This window comes from uncultured Clostridium sp. (genome assembly GCF_947039605.1).
Taxonomy (GTDB): Bacteria; Bacillota; Clostridia; order Clostridiales; family Clostridiaceae; genus Sarcina.
In genome coordinates this window covers 123,312-141,269 of sequence record NZ_CAMQZG010000001.1, presented here as the reverse complement: position 1 = coordinate 141,269, position 17,958 = coordinate 123,312, and the positions used below count along the sequence as shown (strand labels likewise).

Sequence of the window (17,958 nt, the reverse complement as noted above, 5' to 3'; positions counted from 1 at the left end):
GGAGAAATATTATGCATAAGTTTTTTACTCCAAAGGAGCTTTTTACACAGACACATGCTTTTATACAAGGTGGCGATGTAAAGCATATTTATAAAGTTTTAAGAGTTACTAAAGGTGAGAAGGTTGCTATAAACAACCTTTGTGGAGAAGAGTTTTTAGGTGAAGTTGAAGATGTAACTAAAGAAGAAGTTACTATTAAAATCATAGAAAAGCTTGATATAAATAATGAAAGTAATCTTGAAATATATCTATTTCAAGGTATGCCAAAGGCTGCTAAAATGGACTTAATAGTTCAAAAAGGTGTAGAACTTGGTATGACACAGTTTATACCTGTAATTACGGATAGAGTTGATGTGAAACTTAAAGGTGATTTTAAAAAACTTGATAGATTAAATAAAATTGCATTAGAGGCTTCTAAGCAAAGCAAAAGAAGTCATATTGCAAAGGTAAGTGCGCCGATTGAATTTGAAGAGGCTTTAATAAAGATGGAAGAAATGGATTTAATTGTTGTTCCTTATGAGAATGCTACAGGTTATGGTATTAGAACAATGGCAAATGAAATAGGTGATAAAAAATTCACTAAAGTTGCTATTATGATAGGACCAGAGGGTGGTTTTGAAGAGGATGAAATACAAAAGTTAAAAGATATAAATGCTCATATAGTTACATTAGGACCAAGGATTCTTAGAACAGAAACTGCTGGGTTTACTTGTGCTAGTTTACTTCAATATGAGTTTGGAGATTTAGGAGGAGTTTAATAATGAAAGTTGCTTTTTCAACTTTAGGATGTAGAGTTAATAAATATGAATCAGATGCTATGATAGAAAAATTTGTGATTGAGGGATATGAGGTTGTTGAATATTCAGATATTGCTGATGTATATGTTATAAATACATGTTCAGTTACAAATATGGGAGATAAAAAGTCAAGACAACTTATAAGTAAAGCTAGAAGACAAAATCCGGAGTCTATAATAGCAGCAGTTGGGTGTTATTCACAAATAGCACCAACAGAAGTTGCGGCTATAGAAGGTGTAGATGTTGTTCTTGGAACAAGAAATAAAGGAGACATCATATACTATGTAAATAAAGCTAAGGATGAAGGCAAACAACAAGTTAAAGTTGGCGCTGTTCTTAGAAATAAAGTATTTGAAGAGTTTGATGTTAAAGAATATCAAGGTAAGATAAGAGCTTTCCTTAAGATACAAGATGGATGTAATAGATTCTGTACTTATTGTATAATTCCATATACAAGAGGGTCACTTGCATCAAAAAATCCAAAGAGAGTAATTCAAGAAATAACAAAACTTGCTGAGGATGGATTTAAGGAAGTTGTTATATCAGGGATACATACAGCTTCATATGGGCATGATTTAGAGCAGAGTATTACACTTGTAGACATATTAGAGCAAATAGAAGGTATAAATGGTATGGAGAGGGTTAGAATTGGTTCTATAGAGCCAGGATTCTGTTCACAAGAAAATGTAGAGAGAATGATAAACCTTAAAAAACTTTGTCCAAACTTCCATTTATCACTTCAAAGTGGATGTACAGAAACACTTAAAAGAATGAATAGAAGATATACAGCGGCAGAATATGAGGCTACTGTTAATATGCTTAGAGAAAAATTTCCAACTATCTCAATAACAACTGATGTTATTGTTGGATTCCCAGGAGAAACAGATGCGGAATTTAATGAAACATATGAGTTCTTAAAGAGAATTAAATTAACTAAGATGCACATATTTAAATATAGTCCAAGAAAAGGGACAAAAGCTGCTACAATGGAAAATCAGATTGATGGAAACATTAAGGAAGAAAGAAGTAAAAAACTTATTGAATTAAATGCACAAAATGAAGCTGATTTTGCAAAAGAAAACATTGGTAGAGAAGTAGAAGTTTTATTTGAATCAAAAAATGATGGAAATGTATTCTCAGGTTATGCAGAAAACTATTTAAAAGTTGAAGTAAGAGGTTATGAGAATATTGTAAATCAAATTCAAAAGGTTAAAATAATTGGTAGCGAAAATGAAATCGCAATTGGTGAATTAATATAAATAAAGGTTGGTAGATTGAAAAATCTACCAATTTTTTTGACTTAATTTAGAATTTTCATGAAAAATAGGTAAAAAAATAAAAAAAATGATAAATAAATTGTTAATTAGTTAAAATAATAGAAAAAAAGTGTTATAATACTTTTAGAGTTTTTAGGTAGGAGGTGAAAAAATGTCAGATTGTATTTTTTGTAAAATAGCAGCAGGGAAAATTCCCAGCAAGAAGATTTATGAAGATGATAAAGTTCTAGCATTTCATGATATCCAACCAGAAGCTCCTGTACACTTCTTAGTTATACCTAAGGAGCACATACAGAGTGTTAATGAGTTAAATGAAGAAAATTCAGTAGTTGTTGCACATGTTTTTATGACTATTAATAAAATAGTAAAGGAATTAAATATAGCTCAAAGTGGCTATAGAGTTGTTACAAACTGCGGAAAAGATGGAGGCCAAACAGTTGGTCATCTACATTTTCATATAATGGCTGGAAGAGAATTAACTTGGCCTGCTGGTTAAATATTAACAGACTAAGTAAAAAAATTCTAAGAAGAATATTGACACTTATAAAGGACCTATTGTATAATATACAATGTGTTATTTAACCCATAGCTGTGAATTAATTTATAATTTACGCTAGCGGAGGGAGGGAAAAAGAATGTCAGAAATAAAGGTAAAAGAAAATGAATCACTAGAGCAAGCACTTAGAAGATTTAAAAGACAATGTGCAAGATCAGGAGTGCTTTCAGAAGTAAGAAAAAGAGAACACTATGAAAAGCCAAGTGTTAAGAGAAAGAAAAAATCAGAAGCTGCAAGAAAGAGAAAATTCAAGTAGTTTTTAGTAATTATTAATATAAATTTTTTTGAAAGAGGGTATATATATGCCAACTATTAAAGAAAGGCTTCAAGGAGATTGGAAAGATGCTATGAGAGCAAAAGATCGTTTTAGATCTGGAGTTTTAAGTATGACAAAATCTGCAGTTCTTCAGATTGAAAAAAATGAAGGTATTGTTCTTGAAGATGAAAGAGTAATAGAAATCTTAGCAAGAGAGATTAAGCAAAGACGAGAAGCTATGCTTGATTTTGAAAAGGGAAACAGACAAGACTTAGTTGAACAGAATAATGCTGAAATCAAGATTTTGTTAGAATACCTTCCTCAGCAGTTAAGTAAAGAAGAAATACAAAGCATAATTAAAGAATCAGCGCTTCAAGTTGGGGCAAGTAACATTAAAGACATGGGAAAATTGATGGCTAATGTAAGACCGCTAGTTGTCGGTAAGGCAGATGGTAAGGTTGTTAGTCAACTTGTAAAAGATTATTTAAGTAAGTAGAGAATTCGCTGTAAAGCGGATTCTTTTTTTTTTTTGCTTTTTTTAAAAGAAAATTTGTGATAATTAGGAAATGTTATGTAATCGGTACTAATTATCTATTCTTATTCATAAGTTATTATGGTACTAATTTATAAGGAGTAAGCTATGAATAGGAATAATGAGAATTTAAATAAAACAAGGGATATATTAAAACATATTCCAAGAGTAGAATTAAGGGGTAGGAATGAAATAGTTGTAGAAAATCATTCAGGAATATTAATGTTTGATACTGATATTGTAAGACTCAAAACTAAAATAGGAACTTTAAATATTTATGGTGAGAAATTTAATTTATTATTTATGAATGGTCCAACCCTTGTTATTGAAGGTAAGTTTAAATCTTTAGAATATGAGGGGGAAGATTAGGATGAAAAATGCATTTATGGGGGAAGCAATTATAACAATTGAAGTCAAACTCTTTAAACGGGAGGGGCTTCTAAATGTTATGAGGAATAAAGATATTATAGTTAGGAACATAATAAATATTGATGCTGTTACAATTAGGTTTGATATTTTTTATAAGGATTATGGACAGGTAAAGAGAATAATTAAAAAGCTTGGTGGCAAAATAAAAATATTTTCTAAGGGGAGTCAAATAAAAATGTTTATAGCAATTAAGAATAGTATTTGCTTATTTGCAGGAATATTTGTTTTTTTTCTAGGATTATATATTATGTCTAGTTTTATTTGGAGAATAGAGATAGAGAGTAAAAATTATTTACCTCCATATGAAATAAGGAATTACTTGTTTTCACAGGGAATTAAACCAGGTGTTAGTAAAAGTTCAATAGATGTTTACGAATTAGAAAAGAAAATAGAAAACAATATTGATGAGATAATGTGGATTAACATAAGAATAGAAGGTGCTACAATGAAGGTTAAATTTGAGGAGAAGAAAGCAACCTTAGTTAATGATGATGAGGGAAGTGAGATAGGAAGCAATAAAGTTGCAACTATGAACGGTACTGTAAAAAGGGTTTATACATCATCAGGTACTGCAATTGTAAAAGAGGGGGACATAGTTAAAAAAGGTGATGTTCTTATAAAAGGAGAGCAGGTTATAAAGGATCAAATTATTGATGGAGAGGATATTAGAAAGCCAGTTAAACCAGATGGTTCTATAGTTGCAGATACTTTTTATGAAAAGATTGTTGAACTAAAGGTAAAGGGCATAGAGGAAGTTAGAACGGGGGGGAATACTGAGGAAATTTACTTGAATTTATTTGGGAAAAAAATTTATTTGAAAAAGGCTAATAAAGATTTTGCATCTTATGATAAAATAGAAAAGACAGGAAGTTTTGTTAATAGAAATATATATTATGAAAAAGAACAAAAAGAAATAGCAAAGACTGAACAAGAGATAATAGATGAGGCTGTTTCAAGGCTTAAAAAAGCTACTGAGAAGGAAATAAGTAAACAGGCAATAATTGTAGATACAATAGTTGAAACAGAAGATTTAGGAGATGGAAGCATAAATCTAAAAGTTTTATTTGTTGTAGAACAGGATATAGTTTCTTTTTAGTTCAATATAATTTTTAATATATCAAAGAGGAGAAGGTGAGGTAAAGTGAAGAAATACTTGTCAAAAGCCAAAGGTATATTAAGTGACACAAATAAAATATTACTATTCGTAGGTGTATTTATTGCTATATATTTAATACTTGCTACGAGTTTAGTAAATAAAAAGTATGATTTGAAAAGTGGAGATATAGCTAATATTAATATAAAAGCTAGTAGAGAGATTGTTGATGAGAATGCAACACAAGCACTTCGAAAGGCTGAACTTGCAAAAGTTAATAAACAGTATTCTTTAAGTGATACAGTTTTTACTAATGCAAAAACCAATGTTAATGATTTTTTTGTAGATGTTAATAAAATTATTAAGCAGAATGCTTTAAATAAAGAAAGTGCTACAAATAACCAAACAACAGCACAAAGTGATTTAACAAATGAGATTAAGACTCTTTCTACAACGTATAAGACTTTTAATATTAGTAATAGTGAATATGAGGCGATTTTAGCATTAACACCAGAGGAACTTACAGGACTTCAAAAAATAACTTTAAGTTCATTAACGGCTGCTTATGCAAGTCCTATAAGCGATCCAAATGATACCGCAGAAAATACTGGTGATATTAAATCATATACAGTTAAAGATGCAAGAATTAGAGCGTTAGAACAAACAGAGTCAGAGGGTATTAATGATGTTCTAGCTGGAATAGTTTATAAAATAGATTTGGTAGCTATTCAACCAAACTTTTTCTATGATAAAACAATGACAGAGGCTGCAATAAATAATGTTGAAAAAGATGTTGCACCTGTAGTTGTAAAGAAAGGTCAAATTATTGTTAGTGATGGAGAGCCTGTTACGCAGAATCAAATAGCTTTACTTAGTGAACTTGGTTTATTAAATACATCAAAGACAAATTGGCCAATATATTTATCGCTTGGGGCATTAATTTTAATAGTTATGCTTATGCAATATATATATCTTTATAAATATCATAAAAAGGTTTTTGATAATATATCAAAACTTTTACTTATAAGTATTTTAAATGTTATAGCAATACTAATAGCAAGAGTAACAACAATTTTTTCACCATTTTTAATTCCACTTGCTTTTGCACCGATATTAATGACGCTTCTTACAAATTATAAGATATCATTAGTTATTAGTGGATTAAATGTATTAATTATAGCAGGCGCGACTAATTTTAATCCTGTTATTATTTTAATAGCTGTAATAAGTTCTGTTATAGGGGCGGTGATACTTAGACGGATGCAACAAAGAAATGATATATTAATTGCATCACTTATAATAGCAATAATTACAGGAGTAACAACTCTTGCAATTGGCTCTCTTACAACTAATAATTTTATGGAAGTTATTGTTAATTCTGGATATACAGTTATTGGTGGGATATTATCAGGGGTATTAGCTGTTGGGATATTACCATTTTTTGAAGCTGCGTTTGATATAGTAACAACTGTTAAATTATTAGAATTATCAAATCCTAATAGTCCTCTTTTAAAGAAATTACTTATGGAGGCCCCAGGGACTTATCATCATAGTGTTTTAGTTGCTAATCTTGCAGAACTTGCAGCAGAGGCAATTGGTGCTAATGCACTTATGGTTAGGATTGGAGCGTATTATCATGATGTTGGTAAGACAAAAAGACCATATTTCTTTAAAGAAAATCAAATAGGGATAGAAAACCCGCATAATAAGATTTCAGATAAACTTAGTGCAAAAATTATAATATCTCATGTGAAAGATGGACTTGAGATGGCAAGAGAACATAATTTACCAAAAGATATAGAAAGTTTCATAGGAACACATCATGGTGATACTTTAGTTAAATATTTCTATATAAACACTAGAAATAATGCTGAGAATCCAGATGATGTTAAGGAAGATGATTTTAGATATCCAGGTCCAAAGCCAACTACTAAAGAGCAAGGGATAGTTATGCTATCAGATTCAGTAGAAGCTTCTGTAAGGTCTATCAAAGAGCATACACCTGAGAGTATAGAGAAGATGGTTAATTTTATAATTAAGGATAAATTAGAGTCAGGACAGCTTAATAATTGTGATTTAACATTAAAGGATATAGAGGATATAAGAAATTGTTTCCTTAAAGCTCTAAATGGTATTTATCATCAAAGAATTGAGTACCCAAAAGATGAGAAGGAGAAATAAATTTGATTTATATAGATAACAGACAAGATAAATTCGAAGTGGATGAAGAATTTGAAAATATTTTAAAAAGTACTATAGAATTCACTTTAAAAGAAGAACTAGTTGATAATATTTGTGAGGTTTCTCTTGTTTTTGTAGATAATGAAACAATTAAAGAGATAAATAATGAGATAAGAGGGATAGATAAAGCTACAGATGTATTATCTTTTCCAATGATTGATTATCCAGATAGAAAAGTGTATAAAGATGCATATACTGGTAAAGAATTAAGTAGAACCTATTTTGATGGTGACGAATTAATTCTTGGGGATATTGTATTATCTTTTGAAAGAGCTGATGAACAAAGAGCAGAATTTAATCATTCATTTAGTAGAGAGTGTTCATACCTTGTGGTTCATTCAGTATTACATCTTTTAGGATATGATCATATGGAAGATGAAGAGAAAAAGGTAATGAGAGCTAGAGAGGAAGAGATTCTGTCAAAACTTAATATGACTAGAAACGATTAGAGGTGAATGGGTAAACAGTGAAAAAACTTTTAGATAGCTTTAATTTTGCGATAAATGGAATAATATATGCACTTAGAACTCAAAGGAATATGCGAATACATTTTGGGATTGCCCTAATAGTGCTTTTTGCAACATTCTTTTATAATATAAGTAAGCTTGAGTTTATTGCATTGTCAATTTGTATTACATTAGTGGTTGTTGCAGAACTTATAAATACTGCAATAGAGAGTGTTATAGACCTTAGTACTAATCATTACCATCCACTTGCTAAAATAGCTAAAGATACAGCAGCAGGTGCAGTCTTTTTAACAGCACTAAATGCAATCTTAGTAGGTTATATAGTATTTGGAGATAAGATTACACAGATAACCTATGAACTTGTAACAAAAATTAAAGATAAAGATCATTTTTTAATTTTTATAGTTATAATGATTGTTGCTATATTAACTGTAATTGCAAAAGCAATTTGGGGAGAGGGTACACCACTTCAAGGTGGGATGCCATCTGGTCATAGTGCAATAGCATTTTCAGTTGCTACATGTATATCAATGATATCTAATGAGCCGATAGTATATATGCTAAGTTACTTTATGGCATTAATAACAGCACAAAGCAGAGTAGATTCTAAGGTACATACTGTAAACGAAGTTATAGTAGGTGCTATTTTAGGAATTTCTGTAACTGTTGTTATATTTAAGATTTTTAACTAAAAAAATTTATAAAATAATAAATTAGTGCTATAATTAACGTACCCTATTGTTTCAATAGGGTACATTTTATAATATTTAGAAGTTTGGAGGCAGTGATTATGAAGAAAAAGTTAATTAAAATGGCTATTGAAGCAAGAGAAAAAGCTTATTGTCCATATTCAGATTTTAAAGTAGGTGCGGCTGCACTATTTGAAGATGGGAATATTTATACAGGTTGCAATGTTGAAAACGCTTCATATGGTGCAACAAACTGTGCTGAAAGAACTGCGATATTTACAGGGGTGGCAACTGGTGCAAGAACATTAGAGGCTATAGCTTTAATTGGAGATACTAAAAACTTTACTTATCCATGTGGAATTTGTAGACAGGTAATGGTAGAGTTTGCTAAAGATGATAATATGAAAATTTATATTGTAAAATCAGAAGAAGAGTATATTGAAACAACTATAGGGGAAATTGTCCCAGGGATGTTTTCAAAAAAAGATTTAGATAACTAAGGAGGATTTGAATGTTCAAATCAGGATATGTAACAATAGTAGGAAGACCAAATGTTGGAAAATCAACATTATTAAATTTATTAATGGGTGAGAAACTTTCAATAGTTTCAAATAAACCTCAAACAACAAGAAATAATATACAAACAATATTAACTGGTGATGATTATCAAGTAGTATTCGTTGATACTCCAGGAATACATAAGCCTAAGCATAAATTAGGAGAGTATATGGTTAATAGTGCTACATCATCTATAAAAGAAGTAGATCTTGTATTATTTTTAACTACACCAGACGGAGAGCTTGGAAGAGGTGATAAGTTTATTTTAGAACAACTTAAAGTTCAAAAAGCACCAGTTATATTTGTTTTAAATAAAACAGATCAAGTAAAACCAGAAAAAGTTGCTACTACATTAATGCAGTATGCAAAAGAGTATGATTTTGCAGAAATCATCCCAATATCAGCAATTAAAGCTAAAAATACAGATAAACTTATAGAACTTATGGTAGGTTATATGCCAGAGGGTCCAAAGTATTATCCAGATGATATGATAACAGAAGTTTCAGAGAAATTTGTTGTTTCAGAAATCGTAAGAGAAAAAGCTTTAAAATGTTTAAGTGAAGAAGTACCTCATGGAATAGCTGTGGATGTTATTCAGATGAAACAAGCTAAAAATGGGAAATATGAGATAGAAGTTGATTTAATATGTGAAAAAGATTCACATAAAGGAATTATTATAGGTAAAGAAGGCCAAACTCTTAAAAAGATAGGTTCAGCAGCTAGATTTGAACTTGAAAGATTCTTAAGAGAAAAGGTTAATATAAAAGTTTGGGTTAAGGTTAGAAAAGAGTGGAGAGATAATAATACATTCTTAAAAGAACTTGGCTACAAAAAGTAGATAGGGGGATTTCGTTTGGGACTTTTAAAAACAAGCGGAATTGTTATTAAGACCTTAGATTATAAAGATAATGATAAACTAATATGGCTTTATACAGAAAACTATGGAAAAATTTCTGCAGTAGCAAAAGGGTCTAAAAGAAGTAAAAGTGATTTATTTTCAGTCACTTTGCCTCTTTGTTTTGGTGATTATCTTTTATTTAAAGGAAAAGGGATGTGTAGGTTATCAGAGGGGAAAATAAGAAATTCATTTCAGGGACTTTTAAATGATCTTGAAAAGTTAACTTATTCAACATACCTGTGTGAACTTATAGATATTTCAACTGAAGACGAGGATAAGAATTTTACACTTTATAAAGAGTTTGTAACAGCTATATATCTTTTAGATACAGATGCTTTAAATTATGAACTTTTAACAAGAGCTTTTGAGCTAAAGCTTTTAAAGGCAACAGGATATGGACTAAACTTTGATACTTGCGTTATGTGCAAAAAAAAGCTACAAAGTTCAACTTATATGAGTTTATCGTATTTTGGTGGAGTTTGTGAAAATTGCGAGAAAGATCATGGAATTTATATAAGTAGAGCATCTTTTAGTGCTTTAAGATTCTTAAATAATGCTACTTTAGATATGGTTTATAAAGTAAATCTAAATGATGATATGAAAAAAGAAATATTTAGAGTTACAGAAGCTATAATTTCAAATAATTATTCAAGAAGACCCAAAAGTTTAGAAATGTTAAAGTTTATAAAGGAGTGATTATAGTGGAAAAAATTACACTAGAAAAAGTTGATCAAATACTTGAAAGAACTTGTGTTACTTATAAAGAAGCAAAAGCTGCTTTAGAAATTGCAAATGGAGATGTTCTGAGTGCAATTATTAATATTGAAGAAAGTCAGCAAGGTGAATATTTAGAGCACTGTGAAAAGGAAAAAGAGAGTAAGTGCAAGAAAGAAGAAACCGTAGATGAATTTAAAGGATTTATAATGAATCTTGTAAATAAAGGAACTGTTTCTAGAATTAAAATTAAAAAAGATGATAGTGTTCTTGCAGATGTGCCTGTAAATACAGGGATAGCAGCAGGAGTTATCGCAATTTTATTACCTCCAGTTCTTGTGGTGGCAGCGGTTGCAGTAGTAGGTGCAAAACTTACTATTGAAATAACTAAAACTGATGGATCTGTAGAAATTGTAAATAAAATAGTTAAAAGCACAGCATCGGATTTAAAGGATAAAAGTAAAAATGTTGCAGGTATTGCAACAGCATTCATGAAGTTGAAAGCACAAGATTTGAGGTCAAAGCATGATAGTGAAGAAAAAATTAGTGTTATAGATACTATTAAATCTATGAAGACTACAAAAATCAAAGATTTAGATAATAGTTCTAATTTTTCTTACACAGTGAATTTTGAAGACGTAAATTAATTTAATATGAGACCAAGAGGAATATTTTATTTATATATTATTTAATTTTGAAAGATTTAATTAAGTGAACTATAGATAAATATTCCTTTTAAATTTTATGAAAGAGGGTAGTATGATTGAAACTAACTAATAGACAAGAAGAAATAGTTAGCTTAGTAAAAGCAGGAGCTCCTATAACATCAGAAAAATTAGCATCTAAGCTAGGAGTAACAAGAGCAGCTTTAAGACCAGATCTTGCTGTTTTAACAATGCTAGGTATACTTAGTGCAAAGCCTAAAGTCGGGTATATTTGTTCAGATAAACCTTCTAATAGTATTATATTTGAAAAAATAAGTGGGATTACAGTTGCTGATATAATGTCAAAACCAAGTGTTATACAAGAAAATACTATGGTACATGATGCAATAGTTTATTTGTTTTTAAAAGATGTAGGTACTATATTTGTAGAAAATGAAGGTATACTTACAGGTGCGGTATCAAGAAAAGACTTTTTAAAAGTTGCTATAGGTGGTACTGATATTTATAAAGTTCCTGTTGGGGTGATAATGACAAGAATGCCAAACATAATTACAGCTACTATTAATGATACAGCTTTTGAAGTAGCAAAAAAAATAATTTCACATGAAATAGATTCTATACCAGTAGTTGAAGAAGTCATAGATGGAGAGAGTATTGGCTATAAAATAATTGGTAAAGTATCTAAAACTAACATAACAAAATTGCTAGTTAAACTAGGAAAAAAAGAATAAAATTTTTCCGCTTTTAAGAATAAGTGTTATATCTTTAATAATAATATAGGAGTATAAAGATACATTTTAGTAATGCAAATTCTTATTAAATGGAGGAATGGTTAAATGGAAAATAATCAATATGTATACCTTTTTAGTGAGGGTAATACAAGTATGAAAAACTTACTAGGTGGTAAGGGGGCTAACTTATCAGAGATGGTTAACTTAGGAATTCCAGTACCTCAGGGATTTACTGTATCTACAGAGGCTTGTAATAAATATTACGAGGATGGAAAAGTTATTTCTGATGAAGTTATTGCTCAAATTGATTCAAAGCTTGCAGAACTTGAGGAAGTTACAGGGAAGAAATTTGGATCAATGACAGACCCACTACTTTTATCAGTAAGATCAGGTGCTAGAGTTTCTATGCCAGGTATGATGGATACTGTTTTAAACCTTGGTTTGAATGATGAGGCTACAGAGGCTATGGCAATACTTACTAATAATCCAAGATTTGCGTATGATTCTTATAGAAGATTCATTCAAATGTTCTCAGATGTTGTTATGAATGTTGAAAAGAGATTATTTGAAGATTTAATAGATGAATTGAAAGAAGAAAAGAATGTTGAGTATGACACAGATTTAATAGCAGATGATTTAAAAGAGTTGGTTTTAAGATATAAAGCTTTATATAAAAAAGAAAAAGGTGAAGAATTTCCAGCAGATCCAAAAGTGCAGTTAATAGAATCTATAAAAGCTGTATTTAGATCATGGGATAACCCAAGAGCTGTAGTATATAGAAGACTTAATGATATACCAAAAGCTTGGGGAACTGCAGTAAATATTCAGCAAATGGTATTTGGAAATAAGGGAGAAACTTCTGGAACAGGGGTTGCATTCTCAAGAAATCCAGCTACTGGTGATACTGGAATTTATGGAGAATATCTTATGAATGCACAAGGTGAGGATGTTGTTGCTGGTATTAGAACACCGAATCCAATATCAGAACTTGAAGAGCAAAATAAAGTTATCTATGATGAGTTTATGGATATTGTTAATAGACTTGAAGAGCATTATAGAGATATGCAGGATATGGAATTCACTATTGAAGAAGGAAAGTTATATTTCTTACAAACAAGAAATGGAAAAAGAACAGCACAGGCAGCTCTTAAAATAGCAGTTAATTTAGTTGAAGAAGAAATGCTTACAAAAGAGCAGGCAATTTTAAAAGTTGAACCAAAACAACTTGATACATTACTTCATCCAACATTTACAGCTGCTAATTTAAAAGAGGCTAAGGCCTTATGTAAAGGTCTACCTGCATCTCCTGGTGCGGCTTGTGGAAAAATTGCATTTACTGCTAATGAAGCAAAAGAGAGAAAAGAAGCTGGTGAGAATGTAGTGCTTGTAAGACTTGAAACATCTCCAGAAGATATTGAAGGTATGATTGCAGCACAAGGTATTTTAACTGTTAGAGGTGGAATGACATCTCATGCAGCCGTTGTTGCCAGAGGGATGGGGACATGCTGTGTTGCAGGTTGTGGTGAGCTAAAAGTTAATGAAGTAGCTAAAACTGTGACAGTTAATGGAGTGGTTTTAACAAAAGATGATTTCATTTCAATAGATGGTGCTACAGGGAATGTATATGGAGAAAAGTTAGAAACAGAAACTCCAGAGATTAGTGGTTATTTTGCAACATTTATGGGGTGGGCAGATGAAATAAGATCATTAGAAATAAGAAGTAATGCTGATACTCCAAAAGATGCAAGACAAGCTGTTGAGTTTGGTGCAGAAGGAATTGGTCTTTGTAGAACAGAGCATATGTTCTTTGCAGAAGATAGAATTGCAGCTGTGAGAGAAATGATTTTATCTAAAGATGTTTCTCAAAGAAAAGTTGCGCTTGAAAAACTTCTTCCAATACAAAGAGAAGATTTTATTGGTATCTATGAGGCTTTAGAAGGAAAACCAGTTACTATAAGATTCTTAGATCCACCTTTACATGAATTTTTACCAACTGATGAGGGCGATATAGTAAATCTTGCTACTCAAATGGATATAAGCGTTGAGGAAGTTAAGGCTACTATAGATAGCTTGCATGAGTTTAACCCAATGATGGGACATAGAGGCTGTAGATTATCAGTTTCATATCCAGAAATAGCAGAAATGCAAACAAGAGCTGTAATTGAAGCTGCCATAATAGTTCAGCAAAAAAATACTTTTGTTGTAGTTCCAGAAATAATGATTCCTCTTGTAGGAGAAATTAAGGAACTTGCATATGTAAAAAATATTGTTGTGCAAACGGCAAAAACAGTTATGGAAGAAAATAATGTAGTTCTTGATTATAAAGTGGGAACTATGATAGAAATTCCAAGAGCTGCTATAACAGCAGATGAAATAGCTAAAGAAGCAGAATTCTTCTCATTTGGAACAAATGATTTAACACAAATGACATTTGGATTTTCAAGAGATGATGCTGCTAAGTTCTTAAATGATTATTATATAAATTCAATTTATGAGCAAGATCCATTTGCAAAACTTGATCAAATAGGTGTAGGTGCGCTTATGAAAATTGCTGTAGAGAAAGGTAAGCTTACAAGAGAAGATATCAAGCTTGGAATTTGTGGGGAGCATGGTGGAGATCCGGCTTCAATAGAGTTCTGTCATAATCTTGGATTAAACTATGTAAGTTGTTCACCATTTAGAGTGCCAGTTGCAAGACTTGCAGCAGCACATGCACAAGTTAAAAATAAAAGATGAAAATTAAGAGCTACGCAGTAAAATGCGTAGCTCTTTTTTAAAATATTATATTGAATTCTTCAGAAAAGAAAACTTTGAATTGCTCAACCATAAGTCTTTGATTTGGTGTTTTAGCAACGGTTGATAGTAGAGAATCACGAGAAGATTTTTTGTTACATTTAGAGATACTTGCAAAGTAGTCTCGAGAAGTTCTCCAATACTTTTGAGGAAAAGATAGATAAACCATAAGATATTTCAAATCATCTACTGTAAGAGCTTTTTTGCTGTTATAAGACATGATTATATTCTTAGCAATTTTAAAATCCCAGTTAGTATCACTTCTTTTTAATAATCGTCTTAAAAAGTAGGATAAATCACTCATAGAATAGTCATATGAACATTTATCAAAGTCTATCATATAAATATTATCAATATCTACTAATAAGTTTTTATTTACATAATCACCATGACAAAGGGATTTGCTAAGATTATCAAAATCTATAGATGATGAAATTTCAAGTGCAAATTTTGCGAGTTCTATATTATCATCAAAATGTTCAAGAAATATTTTTGAAAAACGATCCTTTTTTTTATTAGCAAGATTATAACATGCTAATAGTTTGTTGAAATGTTTACTTATGGATATGTATAGATTGTCATACCCCTTTTTTTCATGACATCCTTTTATAGGAATAAAATTTACTGTAGCTTTATGAACTAAAGCTAAATTTTTAGCAGCAAGAGTAAGATGTTCGAGATTGTCAAAGTCACATTTGCCACCAGGAACCCAAGGAGTAAGAATAAATATAAAGTTGTTTGTCTTTACAAATCTACTTCCAGTTTTAGTTTTCATTAGTATAGGCACATTAAAACCATACTTGTGAAGCCATTGCATTGCTGAGTACATAAATAGAAGTTTCTTTTCATCAAAATATATTTTTTTGAGACAATAGCTTTCAGTCGCATTTGAAACTTTATAAACGGCTCTATGCTTTTCAGTATTCTTAATTTTAATTTGTTCTATAGTAGCATCTTTAATCTGATACTCTGGTAAAACATAATCAGTTGCAAGTTTTAAAAGTTCTTTCTCACTGCTGATAGATTTTTTGTTACCATTCATGTAAATCCTCCTAGATAAAATTACCTATTATATACATATTATATTGAGTAAAATATTATACTAAACTAAGAAGATTTAATTAGAATAATGGAGTAATTAGAAAGAAATTCTAATTAAATGCCTAAATAAGAGGATTTTGAGAATTCTTATAGAATATTATAGATGGAGAATTTATTTTATAGTTCATTTTGCTGTTAAATTAACTGATAAAGGATACATATAAAAGTTTAATATTACAAACTATAAAGATTATAAGAAAAAAAAGAAAGAAAAATGATTAAAAAAATGATTTAAATTTTATTAATTAGACAAAAATATATAAAAGGTGAAGAAAAATAAATAAAGTTTAAAATAAAAAGAGGATTTTGAAGTTTAATGTCGAATTAATAATAGTTCAGGGAAAAGTTTAAAAGGTAAGGTGGGAGTTTTTTGAAAATTCCAGAGGAAATAATAGAAAGAGTAAAAGAAGAGAATGATATTGCAGATGTAATATCAGAATATGTTACGCTTAAAAAGTCAGGAAAAAACTTTTCTGGGTTATGTCCTTTTCATAATGAGAAATCACCATCTTTTAGTGTTTCTGAGGACAAACAAATTTTTAAGTGTTTTGGTTGTGGTGAAGCAGGGAATGTAATTAGCTTTATAATGAAGGTCAGAAACTTAAATTTTGTTGATGCTTTAAAATATCTAGCAGAAAGAGTTAATATTAATATTGATTTTAAAAGAGGCGAAAAAGATCCAAGAGATGAAAAAAAGAAAGTCCTTAGAAAAATTAATAAAGAAACTGCAAGATATTATTTTGCAAATCTTCAGAAAGACCCGAAAATTAAGGAGTATTTCTTTAGAAGAGGTCTTACAGAACAGACTTTAAGGTCATTTGGCATAGGGTATGCTAAAGATGGCTGGAGAGAAACTTTAGGCTTTTTAACTGGTTTAGGTCTTAATAAAGACATAATGAAAGAAACAGGGCTTGTTATTTTTAATGAGGAGAAAAATTCTTCTTATGATAGATTTAGAAATAGAGTAATTTTTCCGGTGTTTGATGTCTATGGAAATGTTATAGGATTTGGTGGAAGAGTATTAGATGATTCTAAACCTAAATATCTTAATTCACCAGAAACATTAATATTTGATAAAGGTACAAATCTTTATGGTTTAAATTTTGTAATAAAAAACAATGGTATAAAAGATAGGACTATGATAATGGTTGAGGGTTATATGGATTGTATATCACTTCATCAGTATGGGATTATGAATGCTGTGGCATCACTTGGGACTGCGCTTACAGTTAAGCAAGGTAAACTTTTGAGGAAATATGCCGATACAGTAATTATATCTTATGATGCTGATCTAGCAGGTCAAATGGCTACACTTAGAGGATTAGATGTATTAACAGAGGTTGGATTGGATGTTAGAGTTCTTACTATACCTAAAGGGAAGGATCCAGACGAGTTTGTAAGAGTTAATGGAAAAGAAGCTTTTTTAAAGCTTATAAAGAATGCTCAAAAGTTAATTGAGTATAAGTTAACTGTTTCAAAGCAAGGCTTAAATCTTAAAGTACAAGAGGACCTTGTTAAGTATGGAGACAGAATTACGGAAGTTTTAGCAAAAATTAATCCGGTAGAAAAAGATGTTTATATTAAAAAAATATCTGAGGAAACAGGAATTAAGGAACAGGCAATATATGATTTACTTAAGGCTAAATTAAGTAGTTTTAATAAAAATAATAGAAATATGAATAATACGGAATATTATGGAACAAAATTATATATAGAACCTGCATATGTTAAATCAATTAGAAATCTTTTTTGCTTAATGCTTAGTGAAAGCAATTATGAATTTATAAAAGAAAGATTTTCAAGGGATGACTGTATAGATGAACTTTATAAAAGTTTATATTCTTTAGCTGAAGAAATTATAGCTAGTAAAGGATTCGAGGACATATATAAGAATTTAGAGCTTAGATGTGATCAGGCAGATCTTATAAAAGAACTTTTGAAAATAAGAGAGTTAGCTGATATAGGTAAAAACTTAGATTCGGAAAATTTAATAAAAGATTATATATTTATAATTAAAACTCACAAGTTAAAGAAAGAACAAGAATTCGTGATGAAAAAGCTTAAGGATAGTGAACGATTAGGAGATATAGAAGCATCCTTATCATATTTAAAGCAATCGAAGGAAGTACAGGGTAAACTAAGGAGTTTGAAGAAGTAGATG

The 17,958-nt window shown here is 30.1% G+C and carries 18 protein-coding genes; 17 read left to right on the top strand and 1 reads right to left on the bottom strand.

Translation table 11 applies throughout. The features are described 5' to 3' along the window. Window positions 1-11: 11 nt before the first annotated feature. The 16 genes from Q0V24_RS00675 (at window position 12) to ppdK (ending at window position 14,639) form a co-directional block, all read left to right on the top strand. Window positions 12-758: a 16S rRNA (uracil(1498)-N(3))-methyltransferase gene (locus Q0V24_RS00675; protein WP_297517520.1), complete on the top strand. Its 747-nt coding sequence runs from the start codon at window positions 12-14 to the stop codon at window positions 756-758. 2 nt (window positions 759-760) lie between these two features. Then, window positions 761-2,056, top strand: a complete 1,296-nt coding sequence (gene mtaB, locus Q0V24_RS00670) for a tRNA (N(6)-L-threonylcarbamoyladenosine(37)-C(2))-methylthiotransferase MtaB (RefSeq protein ID WP_297517518.1) — start codon at window positions 761-763, stop codon at window positions 2,054-2,056. 169 nt (window positions 2,057-2,225) lie between these two features. Then, window positions 2,226-2,570, top strand: coding sequence for a histidine triad nucleotide-binding protein (locus Q0V24_RS00665; protein ID WP_297517516.1), 345 nt, complete (start codon window positions 2,226-2,228; stop codon window positions 2,568-2,570). A gap of 139 nt (window positions 2,571-2,709) precedes the next feature. Beyond that, window positions 2,710-2,886 (top strand): 30S ribosomal protein S21, encoded by a 177-nt coding sequence (gene rpsU / locus Q0V24_RS00660; RefSeq protein ID WP_297517514.1) that lies wholly within the window; start codon window positions 2,710-2,712, stop codon window positions 2,884-2,886. A gap of 46 nt (window positions 2,887-2,932) precedes the next feature. Beyond that, window positions 2,933-3,382 (top strand): GatB/YqeY domain-containing protein, encoded by a 450-nt coding sequence (locus tag Q0V24_RS00655; RefSeq protein WP_297517512.1) that lies wholly within the window; start codon window positions 2,933-2,935, stop codon window positions 3,380-3,382. Between the two features lie 144 nt (window positions 3,383-3,526). Further along, window positions 3,527-3,787 (top strand): YabP/YqfC family sporulation protein, encoded by a 261-nt coding sequence (locus Q0V24_RS00650; protein ID WP_297517510.1) that lies wholly within the window; start codon window positions 3,527-3,529, stop codon window positions 3,785-3,787. 1 nt (window position 3,788) lies between these two features. Continuing rightward, window positions 3,789-4,943, top strand: a complete 1,155-nt coding sequence (yqfD, locus tag Q0V24_RS00645) for a sporulation protein YqfD (protein WP_297517508.1) — start codon at window positions 3,789-3,791, stop codon at window positions 4,941-4,943. 57 nt (window positions 4,944-5,000) lie between these two features. Continuing rightward, window positions 5,001-7,121 carry an HDIG domain-containing metalloprotein gene (locus Q0V24_RS00640; protein WP_297517506.1) on the top strand — a complete coding sequence of 707 codons (2,121 nt, stop codon included), beginning with the start codon at window positions 5,001-5,003 and terminating at the stop codon, window positions 7,119-7,121. Window positions 7,122-7,123: 2 nt separating this feature from the next. Then, window positions 7,124-7,630, top strand: coding sequence for an rRNA maturation RNase YbeY (ybeY, locus tag Q0V24_RS00635; RefSeq protein ID WP_297517505.1), 507 nt, complete (start codon window positions 7,124-7,126; stop codon window positions 7,628-7,630). A gap of 17 nt (window positions 7,631-7,647) precedes the next feature. Further along, window positions 7,648-8,340: a diacylglycerol kinase gene (locus tag Q0V24_RS00630; protein WP_297517504.1), complete on the top strand. Its 693-nt coding sequence runs from the start codon at window positions 7,648-7,650 to the stop codon at window positions 8,338-8,340. A gap of 98 nt (window positions 8,341-8,438) precedes the next feature. Further along, entirely contained in the window at window positions 8,439-8,837 is a 399-nt protein-coding gene (locus Q0V24_RS00625; RefSeq protein ID WP_297517503.1) for a cytidine deaminase, read from the top strand. An 11-nt stretch (window positions 8,838-8,848) separates the two neighbouring features. Further along, window positions 8,849-9,733: a GTPase Era gene (gene era, locus Q0V24_RS00620; protein WP_297517501.1), complete on the top strand. Its 885-nt coding sequence runs from the start codon at window positions 8,849-8,851 to the stop codon at window positions 9,731-9,733. A 15-nt stretch (window positions 9,734-9,748) separates the two neighbouring features. Beyond that, entirely contained in the window at window positions 9,749-10,489 is a 741-nt protein-coding gene (gene recO, locus Q0V24_RS00615) for a DNA repair protein RecO (protein ID WP_297517499.1), read from the top strand. A gap of 5 nt (window positions 10,490-10,494) precedes the next feature. Next, window positions 10,495-11,154, top strand: coding sequence for a DUF4342 domain-containing protein (locus tag Q0V24_RS00610; RefSeq protein ID WP_297517497.1), 660 nt, complete (start codon window positions 10,495-10,497; stop codon window positions 11,152-11,154). A 116-nt stretch (window positions 11,155-11,270) separates the two neighbouring features. Beyond that, on the top strand, window positions 11,271-11,903 hold the full coding sequence (locus Q0V24_RS00605; RefSeq protein ID WP_297517495.1) for a helix-turn-helix transcriptional regulator: 633 nt from the start codon (window positions 11,271-11,273) through the stop codon (window positions 11,901-11,903). A 105-nt stretch (window positions 11,904-12,008) separates the two neighbouring features. Beyond that, window positions 12,009-14,639, top strand: a complete 2,631-nt coding sequence (ppdK, locus tag Q0V24_RS00600; protein ID WP_297517493.1) for a pyruvate, phosphate dikinase — start codon at window positions 12,009-12,011, stop codon at window positions 14,637-14,639. A 37-nt stretch (window positions 14,640-14,676) separates the two neighbouring features. On the opposite strand, the gene Q0V24_RS00595 is transcribed toward ppdK, so the two are convergent. After that, complete coding sequence (locus Q0V24_RS00595) at window positions 14,677-15,738, bottom strand: CotS family spore coat protein (RefSeq protein ID WP_297517491.1); 1,062 nt, start codon at window positions 15,736-15,738, stop codon at window positions 14,677-14,679. Between the two features lie 429 nt (window positions 15,739-16,167). On the opposite strand from Q0V24_RS00595, the gene dnaG reads away from it, so the two are divergent. After that, the gene (gene dnaG / locus Q0V24_RS00590; protein ID WP_297517489.1) at window positions 16,168-17,955 is read left to right on the top strand and encodes a DNA primase; all 1,788 of its coding nucleotides are present in this window, start codon (window positions 16,168-16,170) and stop codon (window positions 17,953-17,955) included. The last annotated feature ends 3 nt before the right edge of the window (window positions 17,956-17,958 follow it).

Excerpts from the sequence above, each read along its gene's own strand:
- ppdK (WP_297517493.1), top strand. The coding sequence starts at position 12,009 with ATGGAAAATAATCAATATGTATACCTTTTTAGTGAGGGTAATACAAGT.
- Q0V24_RS00655 (WP_297517512.1), top strand. The coding sequence starts at position 2,933 with ATGCCAACTATTAAAGAAAGGCTTCAAGGAGATTGGAAAGATGCTATG.
- Q0V24_RS00625 (WP_297517503.1), top strand. The coding sequence starts at position 8,439 with ATGAAGAAAAAGTTAATTAAAATGGCTATTGAAGCAAGAGAAAAAGCT.
- mtaB (WP_297517518.1), top strand. The coding sequence starts at position 761 with ATGAAAGTTGCTTTTTCAACTTTAGGATGTAGAGTTAATAAATATGAA.
- Q0V24_RS00675 (WP_297517520.1), top strand. The coding sequence starts at position 12 with ATGCATAAGTTTTTTACTCCAAAGGAGCTTTTTACACAGACACATGCT.
- era (WP_297517501.1), top strand. The coding sequence starts at position 8,849 with ATGTTCAAATCAGGATATGTAACAATAGTAGGAAGACCAAATGTTGGA.
- rpsU (WP_297517514.1), top strand. The coding sequence starts at position 2,710 with ATGTCAGAAATAAAGGTAAAAGAAAATGAATCACTAGAGCAAGCACTT.
- Q0V24_RS00650 (WP_297517510.1), top strand. The coding sequence starts at position 3,527 with ATGAATAGGAATAATGAGAATTTAAATAAAACAAGGGATATATTAAAA.
- Q0V24_RS00665 (WP_297517516.1), top strand. The coding sequence starts at position 2,226 with ATGTCAGATTGTATTTTTTGTAAAATAGCAGCAGGGAAAATTCCCAGC.
- Q0V24_RS00595 (WP_297517491.1), bottom strand. The coding sequence starts at position 15,738 with ATGAATGGTAACAAAAAATCTATCAGCAGTGAGAAAGAACTTTTAAAA.
- yqfD (WP_297517508.1), top strand. The coding sequence starts at position 3,789 with ATGAAAAATGCATTTATGGGGGAAGCAATTATAACAATTGAAGTCAAA.